The organism is Saccharococcus sp. Marseille-Q5394, assembly GCF_946901335.1.
Classification (GTDB): Bacteria; Bacillota; Bacilli; order Bacillales_A; family Planococcaceae; genus Sporosarcina; species Sporosarcina luteola_C.
In genome coordinates, this window is record NZ_CAMPPQ010000001.1 from 208172 (window position 1) to 224621 (window position 16450).

General features: G+C 44.4%; 18 protein-coding genes and 1 pseudogene. All 19 read left to right on the forward strand.

Going from position 1 to position 16450, the window contains the following annotated elements; genetic code table 11:
- Nucleotides 1–19: 19 nt before the first annotated feature.
- Nucleotides 20–382, forward strand: a complete 363-nt coding sequence (locus OC538_RS01030) for a response regulator (RefSeq protein WP_251694810.1) — start codon at nucleotides 20–22, stop codon at nucleotides 380–382.
- A gap of 3 nt (nucleotides 383–385) precedes the next feature.
- On the forward strand, nucleotides 386–1078 hold the full coding sequence (locus OC538_RS01035; protein WP_251694809.1) for a flagellar biosynthetic protein FliO: 693 nt from the start codon (nucleotides 386–388) through the stop codon (nucleotides 1076–1078).
- Nucleotides 1071–1736 carry a flagellar type III secretion system pore protein FliP gene (fliP, locus tag OC538_RS01040; protein WP_251694808.1) on the forward strand — a complete coding sequence of 222 codons (666 nt, stop codon included), beginning with the start codon at nucleotides 1071–1073 and terminating at the stop codon, nucleotides 1734–1736. The genes OC538_RS01035 and fliP overlap by 8 nt, the downstream gene beginning before the upstream one ends.
- Nucleotides 1737–1810: 74 nt before the next feature.
- Nucleotides 1811–2080, forward strand: a complete 270-nt coding sequence (gene fliQ, locus OC538_RS01045; RefSeq protein WP_251694807.1) for a flagellar biosynthesis protein FliQ — start codon at nucleotides 1811–1813, stop codon at nucleotides 2078–2080.
- A gap of 4 nt (nucleotides 2081–2084) precedes the next feature.
- Nucleotides 2085–2861: a flagellar biosynthetic protein FliR gene (gene fliR / locus OC538_RS01050; protein ID WP_251694806.1), complete on the forward strand. Its 777-nt coding sequence runs from the start codon at nucleotides 2085–2087 to the stop codon at nucleotides 2859–2861.
- Nucleotides 2862–2864: 3 nt separating this feature from the next.
- The gene (gene flhB, locus OC538_RS01055) at nucleotides 2865–3944 is read left to right on the forward strand and encodes a flagellar biosynthesis protein FlhB (protein ID WP_262172928.1); all 1080 of its coding nucleotides are present in this window, start codon (nucleotides 2865–2867) and stop codon (nucleotides 3942–3944) included.
- Nucleotides 3945–4018: 74 nt separating this feature from the next.
- Nucleotides 4019–6049 carry a flagellar biosynthesis protein FlhA gene (gene flhA / locus OC538_RS01060; RefSeq protein ID WP_251694804.1) on the forward strand — a complete coding sequence of 677 codons (2031 nt, stop codon included), beginning with the start codon at nucleotides 4019–4021 and terminating at the stop codon, nucleotides 6047–6049.
- Entirely contained in the window at nucleotides 6049–7161 is a 1113-nt protein-coding gene (flhF, locus tag OC538_RS01065) for a flagellar biosynthesis protein FlhF (RefSeq protein ID WP_262172929.1), read from the forward strand. The genes flhA and flhF overlap by 1 nt, the downstream gene beginning before the upstream one ends.
- Nucleotides 7154–8017, forward strand: coding sequence for a MinD/ParA family protein (locus tag OC538_RS01070; protein WP_262172930.1), 864 nt, complete (start codon nucleotides 7154–7156; stop codon nucleotides 8015–8017). The genes flhF and OC538_RS01070 overlap by 8 nt, the downstream gene beginning before the upstream one ends.
- 52 nt (nucleotides 8018–8069) lie before the next feature.
- A complete protein-coding gene (locus OC538_RS01075) occupies nucleotides 8070–9152 on the forward strand; it encodes a chemotaxis response regulator protein-glutamate methylesterase (protein ID WP_410055857.1) in 1083 nt (360 codons plus the stop codon).
- Nucleotides 9153–9164: 12 nt separating this feature from the next.
- Nucleotides 9165–11207, forward strand: a complete 2043-nt coding sequence (locus tag OC538_RS01080) for a chemotaxis protein CheA (protein ID WP_262172933.1) — start codon at nucleotides 9165–9167, stop codon at nucleotides 11205–11207.
- A 16-nt stretch (nucleotides 11208–11223) separates the two neighbouring features.
- Entirely contained in the window at nucleotides 11224–11694 is a 471-nt protein-coding gene (locus OC538_RS01085) for a chemotaxis protein CheW (RefSeq protein WP_262172934.1), read from the forward strand.
- Nucleotides 11684–12316: a chemotaxis protein CheC gene (locus tag OC538_RS01090; RefSeq protein ID WP_262172935.1), complete on the forward strand. Its 633-nt coding sequence runs from the start codon at nucleotides 11684–11686 to the stop codon at nucleotides 12314–12316. The genes OC538_RS01085 and OC538_RS01090 overlap by 11 nt, the downstream gene beginning before the upstream one ends.
- A gap of 151 nt (nucleotides 12317–12467) precedes the next feature.
- A pseudogene (locus tag OC538_RS17945) lies at nucleotides 12468–12725 on the forward strand (chemotaxis protein CheD); the annotation flags it as partial.
- A gap of 221 nt (nucleotides 12726–12946) precedes the next feature.
- Nucleotides 12947–13729 (forward strand): FliA/WhiG family RNA polymerase sigma factor, encoded by a 783-nt coding sequence (locus tag OC538_RS01100; RefSeq protein ID WP_262172938.1) that lies wholly within the window; start codon nucleotides 12947–12949, stop codon nucleotides 13727–13729.
- A complete protein-coding gene (locus OC538_RS01105) occupies nucleotides 13726–14028 on the forward strand; it encodes a hypothetical protein (RefSeq protein WP_262172939.1) in 303 nt (100 codons plus the stop codon). Before OC538_RS01100 ends, OC538_RS01105 begins: the two co-directional genes overlap by 4 nt.
- Nucleotides 14029–14033: 5 nt before the next feature.
- Entirely contained in the window at nucleotides 14034–14549 is a 516-nt protein-coding gene (locus OC538_RS01110) for a hypothetical protein (protein ID WP_262172941.1), read from the forward strand.
- Between the two features lie 144 nt (nucleotides 14550–14693).
- The gene (gene rpsB, locus OC538_RS01115; RefSeq protein WP_251624024.1) at nucleotides 14694–15425 is read left to right on the forward strand and encodes a 30S ribosomal protein S2; all 732 of its coding nucleotides are present in this window, start codon (nucleotides 14694–14696) and stop codon (nucleotides 15423–15425) included.
- A gap of 91 nt (nucleotides 15426–15516) precedes the next feature.
- Nucleotides 15517–16401 carry a translation elongation factor Ts gene (gene tsf, locus OC538_RS01120; protein ID WP_251694794.1) on the forward strand — a complete coding sequence of 295 codons (885 nt, stop codon included), beginning with the start codon at nucleotides 15517–15519 and terminating at the stop codon, nucleotides 16399–16401.
- Nucleotides 16402–16450 lie beyond the last annotated feature (49 nt).

Below are 16450 nucleotides of genomic sequence, written 5' to 3' on the forward strand. Positions count from 1 at the left end.
GATCCGGGAGGTCATGAGAATGGGTAAACGTATTTTAATAGTGGATGATGCAGCTTTCATGCGCATGATGATCAAAGATATTTTGACAAAGAACAATTTTGAAGTAGTCGGTGAAGCTGCCGATGGTGCGCAAGCTGTTGAAAAGTATATGGAATTAAAACCGGATCTCGTAACGATGGATATTACGATGCCAGAAATGGACGGTATTGCGGCGTTGAAAGCCATTAAAGAAAAGGACCCGTCAGCTACAATCATTATGTGCTCGGCAATGGGACAGCAAGCGATGGTCATCGATGCAATTCAAGCTGGAGCAAAGGACTTCATTGTGAAGCCGTTCCAGGCTGATCGTGTTGTTGAAGCGATCACAAAAGCAATAGGTTGACTTATGAATTTATCAGTTTTGCAAAAGTTTTCATCAATTTTCCTGCTGGCAGTCGTCCTTATCAGCTCTTTGCCTATAGTGACGTATGCAGAAGACAATCCAACCAAATCTGTATCTGATTGGTATGGAAAAGATAAGGACAGTGGTGAAGAGATTACAAATGTAATTGAGGAAGACGAGCCAGCTGCCGACCGTACGCAAGACGGGGCAGCTGTCGGCTTGTCTTGGTGGGATTATGTAAAAACACTTTTGGCGTTGCTCTTTGTAGCCGGCCTTCTACTCGCCTTATTAAAGTTCATTAACCGGAAGAACCGAATGTTTAACCAGCATCGATTAATGAAAAATGTCGGGGGTCTTTCGTTAGGACAGCAGAAATCCATTCAATTGGTCGTTATCGGAGAATCTTATTATTTAATAGGCGTAGGGGACGAAGTTAGGCTGCTGAAAGAGATTACAGACCCGGAAGAGATCGCAGCATTGGAAAGTTATTTCGATGATGATGATCATCCTTCACCTCCAAGCGCTTTGAATAAATTGCTGACGATGCTTCCTCTAGGCAAAGGGGACTCATCGGAAGATAGCGAGCAACCCGCCGATTTTAAAAAAATGTTCACTTCCAGATTAGATGAATTGAAGGCGGAGAGGAAAAAGCATTTGAACCGATTGGCAGAAAAGGAGAGCAGAAAAGATGAATGATTTCGTCCAGTTTTTTTCGGACAGCAACCCGACAAATGTATCGACATCCATCAAAATGCTTCTCCTCCTAACAGTCCTATCGCTAGCACCGGCAATCCTCATTCTTATGACGTCATTTGCCCGGATTGTCATTGTTTTATCTTTTGTCAGGACTGCACTAGCAACGCAGCAAATGCCACCAAACCAGGTTATTGTCGGGCTTGCTCTGTTTTTGACATTCTTTGTCATGGCACCTACTTTCCAACAGGTGAATGAAACAGCCCTTACACCTCTATTTGCTGAAGAAATTACACTCGAGGAAGCATATGAACAGGCAAGTTTGCCATTCAAAGAGTTCATGAGCAAACACACACGGCAGAAAGATTTGGAGTTATTCCTGCGGTACAACCAAGCGGAGCGTCCTGAAACGTTGGAAGATATTCCGTTGACAATGTTAGTGCCGGCTTTCGCGTTAAGTGAGATTAAGACCGCATTCCAAATGGGTTTCATGATTTTCATCCCGTTTCTTGTCATTGACATGATCGTTGCGAGTATTCTCATGTCCATGGGGATGATGATGTTGCCGCCGGTCATGATTTCTCTGCCATTTAAGATTCTATTATTCGTCCTAGTCGATGGATGGTATCTTATCGTCAAGTCATTATTGCAGAGTTTTTAGCTAGTAAGTAATAAACGTAACCTGTCATCTCCCTTTCGGAAATCGGCAATTTAACAGTTTAGGAGTGATAAGTAATGACAGGCGAAGTAGTCATAGCGATAGCTGAGCGGGCGGTTTGGGTCATTTTATTAACTTCCGGTCCGCTGTTGATTGTAGCATTGGTTTCCGGCTTGGTCGTCAGTATTTTCCAGGCGACGACACAAATCCAGGAGCAGACATTGGCATTTGTGCCGAAAATTATTGCCGTCCTTGTAGCGCTTATCTTTTTCGGTCCTTGGATGTTGGCCAGGGTCACGGCGTTCGCGACAGACATTTTCGATAATCTAGTTCGGTATATAGGGTGATGGAATGGAAGAACTGATTCCTTCCTTGGCTGCGTACTTGCTCATTTTGACAAGAGTGACCGCCTTTATCGTAACTGTCCCTTTGTTTTCTTACCGTGCGATCCCGACAACGCATAGGATTGTCTTTGCCGCATTATTGGCATGGATGATGGTGTATACAGTCGATGCTCCAGGAATTGAAATTGATGGCACATACATACTTCTTGTGATAAAGGAAGCTCTTACAGGCATCTTCATCGGTATCATCGCCTATATCGTCATGTCGGCAATCCAGATTGCCGGCGGCTTTATCGATTTCCAGATGGGCTTTGCCATTGCAAACGTCATCGACCCGCAAACTGGGGCCCAGTCGCCTTTGCTAGGTCAATTTTTTAATGCCCTCGCCATTTTACTGTTATTGACATTGAATGGCCATCATATGCTCCTTGACGGCATCTTTTACAGTTATCGCTTCATACCGCTTGACATGCTTTGGCCGGCATTTGGTGATGAACGGCTAATCGATTTCGTCATAAGGACATTTGCAATGACGTTTGCCATTGCATTCCAAATGTCCGTACCGATTGTAGCAACCTTGTTTCTTGTTGATCTAGCTTTAGGTATAACAGCGAGGACGGTTCCGCAACTAAATATTTTCGTTGTCGGATTTCCCATTAAAATCGGTGTCAGTTTCCTCGTCCTTGTGACGATGTTCACGGTCATGATTGCGATGATGAGAAAATTGTTTGAACTGATGATGTCGGCAATGAGGGATTTGATGATCATCTTAGGAGGTGGCTGACGGATGATTCGTTTAGATTTACAGTTCTTTGCAGGCGAAAAGACAGAAAAGGCCACTCCGAAGAAACGACTCGACTCCCGCAAGAAAGGACAGGTATTAAAGAGCCAGGATGTTACAACTGCAGTTGTCCTTCTCTTCGTATTCCTGTTCCTTTTTGTCGCAGCCGGCTTCATGCGTGATCGATTTTTTGTGTTCTTTACACATTCATTTACAGAATCCGTTTCAATCAAGGCATTGGATATCGATCAAACGATGATTCTTTACATAAATATGATTGTTCAAATGGCATATATCCTCTTGCCGATAATGGCCGTTGCAGTCATTGCGGGTATAGTGGGAAACCTGATGCAGTTCGGATTGCTGTTTACTGCGGAACCTTTGAAATTCGACTTGAAAAAGATAGATCCAATTAAAGGGTTGAAAAGGATATTCTCCATTCGTGCAATCGTTGAATTATTGAAATCTTTGTTGAAAATATCTTTTATCGGTTCAGTGACGACATTCCTTCTCATGACGAACATCGAAAAAGTGTTAGGTCTAGCTTTCAAGACACCCCATGACACATTGGTGACAGTCGGACAATTGGTAGCTTTAATGGGCATCGTCGCCTCCTTCGTTCTGTTATTCATTTCGGTATTGGACTATTTTTATCAAAAGTTTGATTACGAGAAAAACTTGCGGATGTCCAAACAGGATATTAAAGATGAATATAAAAATACGGAAGGTGATCCGATCATCAAGTCGCGCATCAAACAGCGCCAAAGAGAAATGGCGATGCGAAGGATGATGCAGGAAGTGCCGCAGGCGGATGTCGTTATCACGAATCCGACCCACTTTGCCATCGCCTTGAAATATGACGATGAAAAGATGGACGCACCCGTCGTTATTGCGAAGGGGGCAGACTTCATCGCACAAAAGATAAAGCTGATTGCGAAGGAGCACAATATTGTCATGGTTGAAAATCGTCCATTGGCAAGGTCACTGTACGACGATGTAGAGATCGGGGATCGTATTCCTGATCAGTTCTTTAAGACGGTCGCTGAAATATTGGCATACGTTTATCGAATACAACGGAAAATATAACTTGCTAATGCAAGGTAAATCTGCGGGCGTACCCACGCCTTGGCATGATTACAATTAGAGAAAGAGGGGATGGCATGCAATTTAGAGATATCGGAGTATTGGCAGCGGTCATTATGATTGTTGCCATGCTCGTCATCCCATTACCGCCTTGGCTTTTAAGCTTTCTTATCATTATCAATATAACACTTGCATTAATGGTCCTTTTGACATCGATGAATATGCAGGAAGCATTGCAATTTTCGATATTTCCTTCGTTGCTTTTATTACTGACGCTTTTCCGTCTAGGTTTGAACGTTTCAACGACCCGTGCAATTCTTTCACAAGGGGATGCAGGCGGGGTTGTCGACACATTCGGTACATTTGTAACCGGCGGAAATATCGTCGTCGGTCTTGTTGTCTTTGTCATTTTAATCATCATCCAGTTCATCGTCATAACGAAGGGATCGGAGCGGGTTTCTGAAGTGGCAGCCCGTTTTACGTTAGATGCAATGCCAGGTAAGCAGATGAGTATCGATGCCGATTTGAACGCAGGAATGATTTCTGAGACAGAAGCAAGGATGCGCCGTGAAAAGGTGAGCAATGAAGCTGACTTCTATGGCGCGATGGATGGAGCAACGAAATTTGTTAAAGGAGATGCCATCGCCGGAATCATCATCGTCATCATCAACCTACTTGTAGGGATGATTATCGGTGTCGCACAGATGGATTTGCCATTTGCCGAGGCTGCGACGAAATTCTCCAAATTGACCGTCGGAGATGGAATCGTTTCCCAAATACCGGCTTTACTCATCTCGACAGCTACAGGGATTGTCGTAACGCGTGCAGCATCCGAAGGGAATCTTGGTACGGATATAACGAGACAGCTGTTAGGCCAACCGAAGTTGCTCTATATTGCAGCAATAACCGTCTTCCTGTTAGGGCTGTTTACGCCAATCAATGACATCCTTACGATTCCAATTGCAGCACTTCTGGTTTTAGGTGCATACATCATGTCACGTCAACCTGAGGAAGACCCTACCGAATTGCTGGAAATGGAAGAAGAAGTTGAAACGGAAGGGATGAAGAGTCCGGAAAATGTAGTCAACCTATTGAATGTCGATCCGATCGAGTTCGAATTCGGCTACGGGCTCATCCCTTTAGTCGACGCCCAGCAAGGCGGGGATTTACTGGACAGGGTCGTCATGATCAGAAGGCAGCTTGCACTTGAGTTGGGGCTCGTCATTCCGGTCGTCCGGATCCGGGACAATATCCAGCTGCAACCGAATGAATATCGTATCAAGATAAAGGGAAATGAGCTGGCAAGAGGCGAACTGCTTCTTGACCATTATCTCGCAATGAGTCCGGGGGGTGATGATTCGATTGTTGGAATCGATACGATTGAGCCGTCATTCGGCCTTCCCGCGAAGTGGATTACTGAAGACGTTAAAGAAGATGCCGAAATTATGGGCTATACAGTCGTCGATCCACCAAGCGTTGTCTCGACCCATCTCACTGAAGTGATCCGTGCGAATGCAGCCGACCTGATTGGACGCCAAGAAACGAAACAGCTCGTCGATCATGTTCGTGAGACGTATCCAATCCTGGTCGATGAACTTACACCTACGCCTCTCTCAATAGGTGAAATCCAAAAAGTGTTGGCGAAATTATTGAATGAAAATGTCTCGATCCGCAACTTGCCGATTATTTTCGAGACGCTTGCCGATTATTCGAAGTACTCATCGGATGTCGATTTGCTGACGGAATATGTAAGGCAATCGCTTGCAAGACAAATCACCGGTCAATACTCGACCGGGGTAGAAGCTTTGAAAGTATTGACCGTATCAGGTAAAGTCGAGAAATTGATAGCGGATCATATCCAGCAGACCGAGCAAGGCAATTATTTGTCGATTGACCCGTCCCATTCCCAAGAAATATTGGAATCGATCGCAAGAGAGGTCGAAAGGGTGGCGCTGATGGACCAATCACCTGTCATTCTCTGCTCGCCGGCAATCAGGATGTACTTAAGGCAAATTACGGAGCGGTACTTCCCGCAAATACCTGTATTATCTTACAATGAGCTTGAAGCTTCAATTGAAGTCCAAAGTGTCGGGGTGGTGGAAATCTGATGAAAATGAAGAAATATACAGCCGATACGATGGTGGAGGCGATGAAGAAGGTGAGAGCTGATTTCGGGGATGAAGCTGTCATCCTTAGCTCAAATGTCGTCACCTCCAAAGGGTTTCTCGGCTTTTTTCAAAAGAAGTCGGTTGAAGTCGTTGCCGGTTTTGATGAACCTTCCTTCACTCAGTCAACAACATCATTTATACCGAAACAGACTGCCGAGGTTGTAGACCTCAAGCAGGACGCAGAAATAAGGAAAGAAATGAATGAGATGAAAAGACTTCTTCAGGAAATGAAACAGTCTGCTTCATTCGCCAATTTCCCGGATGAGCTCAAACCGTTGCTCACTTTTTTAGAGAAACAGGAGTTGTCGGAACAGCTGACTCTTCAAATTGGAAATGAAATTTTCACGTTGATGAAAGAGGAAAAGAAAGATTTTTCAACAGAGGAACAAGTGGAACTAGCAAAGACGTTCTTAACGAAAGAATTCTCAGACTTACCTTTCGGCGGCATTTCAACTACCAAAAAATATATTAATGTACTTGGTCCGACCGGGGTTGGAAAGACGACAACGATTGCTAAGATTGCGGCTAGGGCCCTTTTGGAAGATAAAAAGAAGATTGGCTTCATAACAACTGACACCTATCGGATTGCTGCAATAGAACAATTGCGCACGTATGCGAATCTATTACAGGCGCCAGTTGAAATCGCCTATAATAGCAAGGACTTTGAAGAAGCCATCAGAAAAATGCAAGATCGTGACTTGATCTTTATCGATACAGCTGGCCGTAATTATAAAGAAATCAAATTTGTAGATGATTTGAAACGTCTGATCGATTTCACGTTGGACATGGAATCATTCCTCGTCTTGTCTGTGACTTCAAAGGAAGAGGATATGAGGACAATTATCGACAAATTTACTTCTTTTCCGATTAAGAAATTCATCTTTACGAAAGTGGATGAAACGGGATCGATTGGCCCGATGTTCAATCTAATGAAAGAATACGGCATCGGCACTGCTTATTACACAGATGGACAGGAAGTGCCGGAAGATCTTACTGAGGCAGATCTCGAAAGAATGCTCACATTGTTATTGGCAGGTGCTGAACATGCGTGACCAAGCGGAAGCACTTCGAATGAAGATGTTGAAGGTGCAGGGTGAATTGGCAAAATCGGTTGCGATTGTCAGTGGAAAAGGTGGGGTGGGCAAGTCGAACTTCTCCACGAATTTCGCCCATTCTTTACGTTTGAAAGGAAAGAAAGTCATCGTCGTCGATATGGATATCGGCATGGGAAACATCCATATTTTACTCGGCGCTGCTCCCCAACACAGTTTGAAGGATTATTTGACGGGCCAACAACGATTGGAAAATGTCATAAACTCAGATGAGGATGGGCTTACATTCATTTCAGGAGGATCGGGATTGGATTCTGTTCTCGATTGGTCCGAGGATATGTTTGAACGATTGCTGGCCGCTTTCGAACAGCTTCAAAAAGAGTATGACTTCATCCTTTTTGATATGGGGGCGGGTGCGACACAGCGCTCAATCGAACTGATCATTGCGGTGGATGAAGTGATCGTCATTTCCACAACAGAACCCACTTCAATTACTGATGCCTATTCGATGATGAAGTTCATCTGTCTACAGGACCCGGATAAGAAATTCAGCATTGTTAGTAATCGGGTGTCAAAGCTCGATGACGGCAATGACGCGGTGACACGACTGCAATATGCAATGAGGAAATTCCTTGATAAAGACACATTCATTTTAGGGTTTTTACCGGAAGACGCGGCTGTTCATAAAGCGGTGGTCGCGCAAAAACCCTTTATATTGCTCTATCCCAATGCTCTTATTTCAAAGCGAATGGCAGCAATTGCCGACGAATTTGTAAAAGTGGATCAGGCTGAGGAAAAACAAGGAACCGGATTCCTTCAAAAGTTGAAGGGGATTTTCTTGAAAGGGCGTGAATGATTTGGGATTCGGCACTGTGAAAAAAGTGCTTGTCGTTGATGATTCCGCGTTTATGCGAAAATTGATTACAGACATGCTTTCAAAGCATCCGTTGCTTGAAGTGATAGGAATAGCGCGCAACGGGAAAGATGCCGTTGCCAAAGCTGTGGAACTTCAACCGGATGTCATCACGATGGATATTGAGATGCCGGTCATGAACGGGCTAGAGGCATTGAGGCAAATCATGGAACAGCATCCTACCCCCGTTGTAATGCTCTCAAGCACGACTGAAATTGGGGCAGAAAATACGATGATCGCCATGGATTATGGTGCCGTGGATTTTGTCGCCAAGCCTGGCGGACCCATTTCACTTAATTTGCATGAAGTGGAACAGGAGATTGTCGAAAAAGTATTTGCAGCTGCAAAAGTCAGAATTTCCAATCTCCTAAAACAACCAGTACCACAGGCCGAGAAGCATTTTAAGAAAAAACAATCTATCAATGAAAAGAAAATCGGGTCTTCTGATTCAATGCTCTCTCAAATAGATTCATTGCATGCCAAAAAGATTCACAAAGGGATGGAGACTTTTGTTATAATAGGTACATCGACAGGGGGTCCACGGGCACTGCAGGAAGTGCTTACACGACTGCCGTCTGATATAAATGCACCAATTTTGGTCGTTCAGCATATGCCGCCTGGATTTACGAAATCATTGGCCCAGCGATTGGACGGCTTAAGCGAAATAAGGGTGAAGGAAGCCGAGGATGGAGAAGCTCTTCTTAAAGGTGTTGCTTATATTGCACCTGGCGGAAAGCATTTGAAATTTGAAAGGTGCCCTGCTGGTTTTTGCGTCCGGCTCGACGCCGCGGATTCACCCCGAATGGGTCATCGGCCGTCTGTAGACATACTGTTGGAGTCTGCTGCATCCATGCAGGAGCTGCAATATGTAACGGCCATCATGACGGGGATGGGGCAAGACGGTACGGAAGGGATGAAACAACTGAAATCGGCTTGTTTTACGATTACGATTGCTGAATCCGAAAAGACGTCTGTCGTCTATGGAATGCCGAAAGCGATTAAAGAAGCCGGTCTCGCCGATCGCATCGTTGATGTGCAGAGCATTGCGGCAGCAATTACGGAAATCTTACATTCTTGAGGGGGCGTCATGATGGATACAAATCAATACCTTGAAATGTTTCTTGAAGAGAGTAAAGAACATCTTCAAGCTTGCAATGAACACTTATTGGAACTTGAAAAAAATCCCGACGATCTGGCTATTGTCAATGAAGTATTCCGTTCAGCACATACGTTGAAAGGAATGTCTGCAACGATGGGATACGAAGACATCGCTGACTTGACACATAAAATGGAAAATGTTCTGGATGCAATCCGAAACTCGAAAATCAGCGTTTCGACCGAAATTCTCGACATCGTTTTTAAAGCTGTCGATTATTTGGAAGAAATGGTGATGGATATAGAAGCAGGCGGTACAGGGAAGAAGGATGTACTAGAGCTTGTCACTGCATTGAACCGCATAGAGACTGGACAATCAGCCGTTATTGCACCGGAAATGGAGACGGCTGCCTCCACAATGGCGATCGAGCCGTTGCAACAATATACTCCGGCGCTTCACTACGATGATTATGAAATGACGGTGATCGGCCAATCGCAGGAACAAGGTTTCCATGCATATGAAATATCCGTTACACTGCGGGAAGACTGCTTACTTAAGGCAGCAAGAGTATTCATGGTTTTCGAGATCCTTGAAAAATCAGGAGAAATCGTTAAGTCAAAACCTTCTGTTGAACAGTTGGAAAATGAGGATTTTGATGAAGTATTCACTATAGTTCTAATCTCTAAAGAAGAAGCAAGTTCACTAGAAGCAAAAGTGATGAAAGTTTCTGAAGTGGATCGGGTCGATATCCATCCGGTTATGGGCGTATCCCTGCTTAAGGAGACACCTGTTGAGACTGAGGCCGTTTCTGTTGCGAAAACCGCGAAGGAAACTGGGAAAGCTATTGCCGTCCCTCAAAAAGGACGACGAGCAACGAATGCACATAATGCGAACAAGACAATCCGGGTCAATATTGACCGGTTGGACATTCTCATGAATCTTTTCGAAGAGCTGGTTATTGACAGGGGACGTTTGCAATCGATTGCAAGTGAATTACATAATCCCGACTTGAATGAAACTGTCGAGAGGATGACCCGAGTTTCCGGAGATCTTCAAAATATAATCCTGAACATGCGTATGATTCCCGTAGAGACTGTATTCAACCGCTTCCCGAAAATGGTACGTCAGCTGGCACGGGATCTAGATAAAAAGATTAATCTTGAAATCATCGGAGCCGAAACTGAACTGGACAGAACGGTAATCGATGAAATCGGGGATCCTCTCGTCCATTTGATCCGAAATGCATTGGATCACGGTATAGAGAGTCCGGCAGAACGACTTGCTAAAGGCAAGCCTGAGGAAGGCACTGTCACATTGAGGGCGTATCATTCCGGTAATCATGTATTCATTGAGCTGGAAGATGATGGTGCAGGCATCAACAAGGAACGGGTTCTGCAAAAGGCACTTGAAAGAGGCGTTGTAACTGAAGAAATAGCTGCCACGCTGACGGATCGGCAGATTGCTGAACTCGTTTTGGCATCCGGGTTTTCCACTGCAGAAAAAATTACCGATGTATCTGGCCGCGGTGTCGGTCTCGATGTCGTGAAAAGTACAATTGAATCACTTGGCGGCTATATAACGATCGACTCCAAGGAAGGGCAAGGCTCTCTTTTCCAAGTGCAGCTGCCACTAACGTTGTCCATTATTTCGGTAATGCTTGTCAACTTGGACAAGGATATTTATGCAATCCCGCTCTCCTCGATCATCGAAACTGCGATCATTCAAACTTCCGACATCTTGAATGCGCATAATCAGAAAGTGATTGATTTCAGGGGAAGCATCGTTCCGCTCGTCAACTTAAAAGGGATTTTCGAAATGGATGGTTCGCAGGAGAAGGAAGAATACCAATCTGTAGTTATTGTCCGTAAAGGCGATAAGATGGCTGGCCTCGTCGTAGATTCATTTATCGGGCAGCAAGAGATCGTATTGAAATCACTTGGCAATTATCTTCAGAGCGTATTCGCTATTTCTGGAGCTACAATATTAGGGAACGGACAAGTTGCGCTTATCGTGGATTGCAATGCATTGATCAAGTAGGCTGGAGGGGAAAGCAATGGCTGAAGTAAGTGAAAGTACTAAAGAAATGAAAGTGATCGTGTTCCAGTTGATGGATAAGGAATATGCCGTTGGAGTAGACGTTGTCGAGTCGATTGAGAAACTTATATCGATTACGAGAGTTCCGAAAACACCATCCTATATTAAAGGCGTCATTAACTTAAGAGGAGTTGTCACTCCGATTGTCGATCTGCGGGAACGTTTCGGCATGGAAGTGAAGCCACTTGATGACACTAGCAGGATTATCATTGTTTCATTAGAGGAATTTGAAGTTGGGCTTATCGTTGATGCTGCGAACGATGTGATCGATATTCCGGTCAATTCGATTGAGCCTCAGCCCGATGTCGTCGGATCGATCGAATCGGAATTCATTTCGGGAGTGGCCAAAATGGATAAGCGGCTACTGGTCATGCTGAATCTCGAAAAAGTGCTCCATCCTGTGAAAAGAGTGACTACTGATGAAATCTGATCACGAGATTACAGATATGCATCTCGACGTCTTGAAGGAAATAGGCAATATTGGTGCAGCTCATGCAGCAACCTCCCTTTCGCAATTGCTCAGCAGGAAGATTGAAATGCATGTTCCTAAAGTTTCACTCGTCTCCTTTGATGAAATGTTTGATTTGGCAGGCGGAGCCGAACGAATCGTGGCAGGCATCTACCTCAGAATTCAAGGTGACCTATCCGGCAGCATGTTCTTCGTCCTGCCGATCGATTCCGCAAACCAGTTCATCCGTAGATTGATCGGCGATGAAGATTTCGACTTCTCTAAGACACCGATTCCTGAGATGGGCATATCGGCAATGCAAGAGCTTGGGAATATTTTATCAGGTTCCTATTTAGCGGCATTATCGGATTTCACAGGATTGAAAGTCCATCCGACAGTTCCGTCATTAAGTGTAGATATGGTTGGAGCCATTGTCAGCTTTGGTCTTATTGAAGTGTCCCATTATAGCGATGAGGTCATCGTCATCGATACGCGCATTGAAGAGCAAGGCGATAACGGAAATTCGAGCGTGGATGGACATTTCTTTCTACTTCCCGATCCAGAATCATATATAACGATTTTCCGGTCGTTGGGTGTGCTGTAAGATGGGCATAGGCAAAACGATTATCAGGGTCGGAATCGCCGATATGAATTTGGTGCATGCGCCAAATTCAATCCGGACATCCGGTTTAGGATCGTGCGTCGGAGTCGTGCTTTATGACGAAACGAAGAAGATTGCAGGACTACTTCATGTAATGCTTCCCGATTCGAGTCTAGGAAGGTCTGACCGATTAAATGCGGCAAAGTTTGCAGACACAGGCATTTATTCATTAATGGAACTGTTAAAAGCGGAAGGGGTTCGCCCGCTATCCTTAAAGGCTAAAATTGCGGGAGGCTCCCAAATGTTTCAGTTCGGCTCCAGTGATTCCATCCGCATCGGTCCCCGGAACGTCGAAGCTGTCAAAAAGGAGCTTGCCCGACTTTCCATTCCGATCATAGCGGAGGATACAGGCGGTTCCAGCGGGCGGACAATCGAGTTCGACCCGATGACTAGCGCATTGAGCATCCGGACAGTCAATTTGGGAACGAAAGAAATTTAAAATGTTATTCAAGGGAATAGAGGCAGCGAGGCGACTGAACGATTCAGTCGCTATTTTTTGTCGAAATTTGCTATAATAGAAATCATACAAATTCTTTATTTTTAACGGAAACATCATGGAAAGTGAGGGATTCGATGTCAAAAGAGGGTCTGACGGAAGAAGATGCATGTTGGAAACTATGGTTGAATGATCGGGATCCCGATGCCGGTGACAAACTGGTCAGAAAGTATACGCCTCTCGTAAATTACCATGTACAGCGAATCGGCTCAGGTTTGCCACGCAATGTTTCGCGGGATGAAATCATGAGCCTGGGACTTCAAGGGCTATTTGACGCTTTGACGAAATTCGATCCGGGCAGGGACTTGAAATTTGATACGTATGCTTCGTTCAGGATCCGCGGATCGATCATCGACGGTTTGCGGAAAGAAGACTGGTTGCCGCGTTCTTCCCGTGAGAGATCGAAGAAGCTTGAGGAAGAGATCTCGAAATTGGAGCAGAACCTGCAGCGCCATGCTACGCCTGAAGAGATAGCGGACCATCTAGGGGTTTCTGTCGATGAAGTCTATCAGACTGTGCAGGAACACTATTTTTCTAATGTTTTATCCATAGATGAGCGTATGAATGATGATGAAGAGGAAGGACAGAAATCCTTTATTATAAAGGACGATCATGAACGTACTCCTGAACAGCAGATTGTCATGGGAGAGCTTGTCGGTGATTTGGCATTGAAAATAAAAGAACTCAATCATAACGAACAGCTGGTTTTGAATCTGTTTTACACAGATGAAATGACGTTGACGGAAATTGGGGAAATCCTCAGCTTATCAACATCAAGAATTTCGCAAATCCATTCAAAAGCACTTTTCAAACTACGGAAATTGCTGTTGCCGGAAATTGTCGATGGAGGGATTTTATGAGCCTAAAAGGAATCGAACTCCAAATAGCAATCCCTAAAACGTTCGATGCGGGAAAGATGGCAGAACAAAAACAGCAACAATCACAGCTTAACCAGGAACAGGCACAGCTTCAAACTGAAAAAGAGACATTGAAGAACAGGGAAAGTGTCCGTCATTCCGAGAAGTATGCCAAAGCGGATAAAGACGCAAAAGGGAAAAATCAGGAGCATGACCGTACTGATAAGGAACAACAACATAATGCAGAGGAAAAGAAGACTACGCATCCTTATAAAGGTTCGTTTGTCGACTTTACAGGATAACTAGTATGCAAACGGTATTTTTATTATTTTTATTCATCTTACAAGTGATTGGCTTTTATTTCATAGCGTTGCTGTACATGAAAGTTTCCAAATTCAACAACTTGGAAAAGAAACAGCATAAACTGATGGCGGAAATGGACGATGCGATCGGTGCTTACTTATCCGAATTGAAAGAGGAAAATGATCGCCTCATCAACATCATCGACAAGCAGGAGGAAGGCAGGAGTCTTAGGGAGACTGCACGTGTAGATCGTCCAACAGAAGATCCCACCCAGTCGCCTGATATGAAGACGTTTCCCATTAAGACGCCGGGCTACCCATTGAAAGCCGCGTTGAAATCCTATCAGGCAGCGCCAACTTTGAACAAGGACAGTCTTGCCGTACAGGTAATAGAAGAATCCGGATTGGATGATCGGACGCTTGCGATCCGTATGCATGATAACGGAAAGTCGATCGAGGAAATCGCAAAAAGGCTTGGCAAAGGGAAGACTGAAGTGGAATTGCTTCTTAAATTCAGGTGAAGTGAGTTGCAATCGAATTATCAGTATGGTATATTATCAAATGGTGTTACTACACACGTATGTGGATGATGGGAACAGGTGCCGACAGGTCATTCCATCACATGAGACATACGGAGGAATATAACCAAATTGGAGGAAAAACAAATGTCAGTAATCTCAATGAAACAACTGCTTGAAGCAGGTGTACATTTCGGACACCAAACTCGTCGTTGGAACCCGAAAATGAAAAAGTATATTTTCGTAGAGCGTAACGGAATATACATCATCGATCTTCAAAAGACGGTGAAAAAACTTGAAGAAGCTTATGACTTCATGCGTCAAGTAGGTGCAGATGGCGGGAAAGTTCTTTTCGTTGGAACTAAGAAGCAAGCACAAGATGCAATCAAAGAAGAAGCTGAGCGCGCAGGAATGTACTACATCAACCAACGTTGGCTTGGTGGTACACTTACAAACTTCGGTACGATCCAAAAACGTGTTGCACGTATGAAAAAGATCGAAACGATGGAAGAAGACGGTACATTCGATGTACTTCCTAAGAAAGAAGTATCTGAACTACGAAAAGAACACGATCGTCTTGTGAAATTCCTAGGCGGTATCCGTGATATGAAATCATTGCCAGACGTCATCTTCGTTGTTGACCCTCGTAAAGAGCGCATCGCTGTGGCGGAAGCAATCAAATTGAACATTCCACTCGTCGGTATTGTTGATACGAACTGTGATCCGGACGAAATCGACTATGTCATTCCTGCGAATGACGATGCAATCCGTGCGGTTCGTCTACTTACTAGCAAAATGGCAGATGCATTGATCGAATCAAGACAAGGCGCTGATGAAGAAGTATCTGAAGAAGCGACTGAAACGGCAGCTGCAGAGTAATAGTAGTAATAGAACAGACGATAAGCGGCCAACCCCTTATCGTCTTTTTTAAAGGTGTCGTCTCAAATCACTCATACAGGAGGAACTAACAATGGCAATTACAGCACAAATGGTAAAAGAACTGCGCGAAAAAACAGGCGCAGGTATGATGGACTGCAAAAAAGCACTTACTGAAGTAAATGGTGATATGGACGCGGCGGTAGACTTCCTTCGTGAAAAAGGTCTATCAAGCGCAGCTAAAAAAGCTGACCGCATCGCTGCTGAAGGTACAACAGACATCATCGTGAAAGGTAACGACGCTGTCATTTTCGAAGTGAACGCTGAAACGGACTTCGTTGCGAAAAACGAAGCGTTCCAAGCTCTTGTAAAAGAACTTGGCGAACACCTTTTAGCAACAAAACCGGCAACTGTAGAAGAAGCATCTGAATCGAAAATGGAAAACGGCCTTTCAGTCGCTGACCACATTTCCAATGCAGTTGCTAAAATCGGTGAGAAAATCACTCTCCGCCGCTTTGAATTGAAAACAAAAACAGACAACGATGCATTCGGTCCTTATCTTCATATGGGCGGCCGCATTGCGGTTCTTACAATCCTTGAAGGCACTACTGACTCCGAAGCTGCTAAAGATGTTGCAATGCACATCGCAGCTATGAATCCACAATACATCTCACGTGATGAGGTTTCAGAAGACGAAGTTGAGCGCGAGCGTAAAGTCCTTACTGAACAAGCATTGAATGAAGGCAAGCCAGAAAACATCGTTGCGAAAATGGTTGAAGGACGTCTTGGAAAATATTTCGAAGATATTTGTGTTCTTGACCAAGCATTCGTTAAAAACTCCGATCAAAAAGTACGTGATTTCGTTAAGTCGACTGGCGGAACTCTGAAAGAATTCGTCCGTTATGCTGTCGGTGAAGGAATTGAAAAACGCGAAGACAACTTTGCTGATGAAGTCATGAGCCAAGTAAAAGGCAACTGATCAGATAAAAGAACAATTAGGGGACACAACATTGTGTTCCCTATTTTTC

Coding starts and splice junctions, on each gene's coding strand:
- fliQ (WP_251694807.1), top strand. CDS start 1,811: ATGACAGGCGAAGTAGTCATAGCGATAGCTGAGCGGGCGGTTTGGGTC.
- OC538_RS01030 (WP_251694810.1), top strand. CDS start 20: ATGGGTAAACGTATTTTAATAGTGGATGATGCAGCTTTCATGCGCATG.
- OC538_RS01070 (WP_262172930.1), top strand. CDS start 7,154: ATGCGTGACCAAGCGGAAGCACTTCGAATGAAGATGTTGAAGGTGCAG.
- flhA (WP_251694804.1), top strand. CDS start 4,019: ATGCAATTTAGAGATATCGGAGTATTGGCAGCGGTCATTATGATTGTT.
- flhF (WP_262172929.1), top strand. CDS start 6,049: ATGAAAATGAAGAAATATACAGCCGATACGATGGTGGAGGCGATGAAG.
- fliP (WP_251694808.1), top strand. CDS start 1,071: ATGAATGATTTCGTCCAGTTTTTTTCGGACAGCAACCCGACAAATGTA.
- fliR (WP_251694806.1), top strand. CDS start 2,085: ATGGAAGAACTGATTCCTTCCTTGGCTGCGTACTTGCTCATTTTGACA.
- OC538_RS01035 (WP_251694809.1), top strand. CDS start 386: ATGAATTTATCAGTTTTGCAAAAGTTTTCATCAATTTTCCTGCTGGCA.
- OC538_RS01100 (WP_262172938.1), top strand. CDS start 12,947: ATGTCAAAAGAGGGTCTGACGGAAGAAGATGCATGTTGGAAACTATGG.
- flhB (WP_262172928.1), top strand. CDS start 2,865: ATGATTCGTTTAGATTTACAGTTCTTTGCAGGCGAAAAGACAGAAAAG.
- OC538_RS01105 (WP_262172939.1), top strand. CDS start 13,726: ATGAGCCTAAAAGGAATCGAACTCCAAATAGCAATCCCTAAAACGTTC.
- OC538_RS01090 (WP_262172935.1), top strand. CDS start 11,684: ATGAAATCTGATCACGAGATTACAGATATGCATCTCGACGTCTTGAAG.
- rpsB (WP_251624024.1), top strand. CDS start 14,694: ATGTCAGTAATCTCAATGAAACAACTGCTTGAAGCAGGTGTACATTTC.
- tsf (WP_251694794.1), top strand. CDS start 15,517: ATGGCAATTACAGCACAAATGGTAAAAGAACTGCGCGAAAAAACAGGC.
- OC538_RS01075 (WP_410055857.1), top strand. CDS start 8,070: ATGCGAAAATTGATTACAGACATGCTTTCAAAGCATCCGTTGCTTGAA.
- OC538_RS01080 (WP_262172933.1), top strand. CDS start 9,165: ATGGATACAAATCAATACCTTGAAATGTTTCTTGAAGAGAGTAAAGAA.
- OC538_RS01110 (WP_262172941.1), top strand. CDS start 14,034: ATGCAAACGGTATTTTTATTATTTTTATTCATCTTACAAGTGATTGGC.
- OC538_RS01085 (WP_262172934.1), top strand. CDS start 11,224: ATGGCTGAAGTAAGTGAAAGTACTAAAGAAATGAAAGTGATCGTGTTC.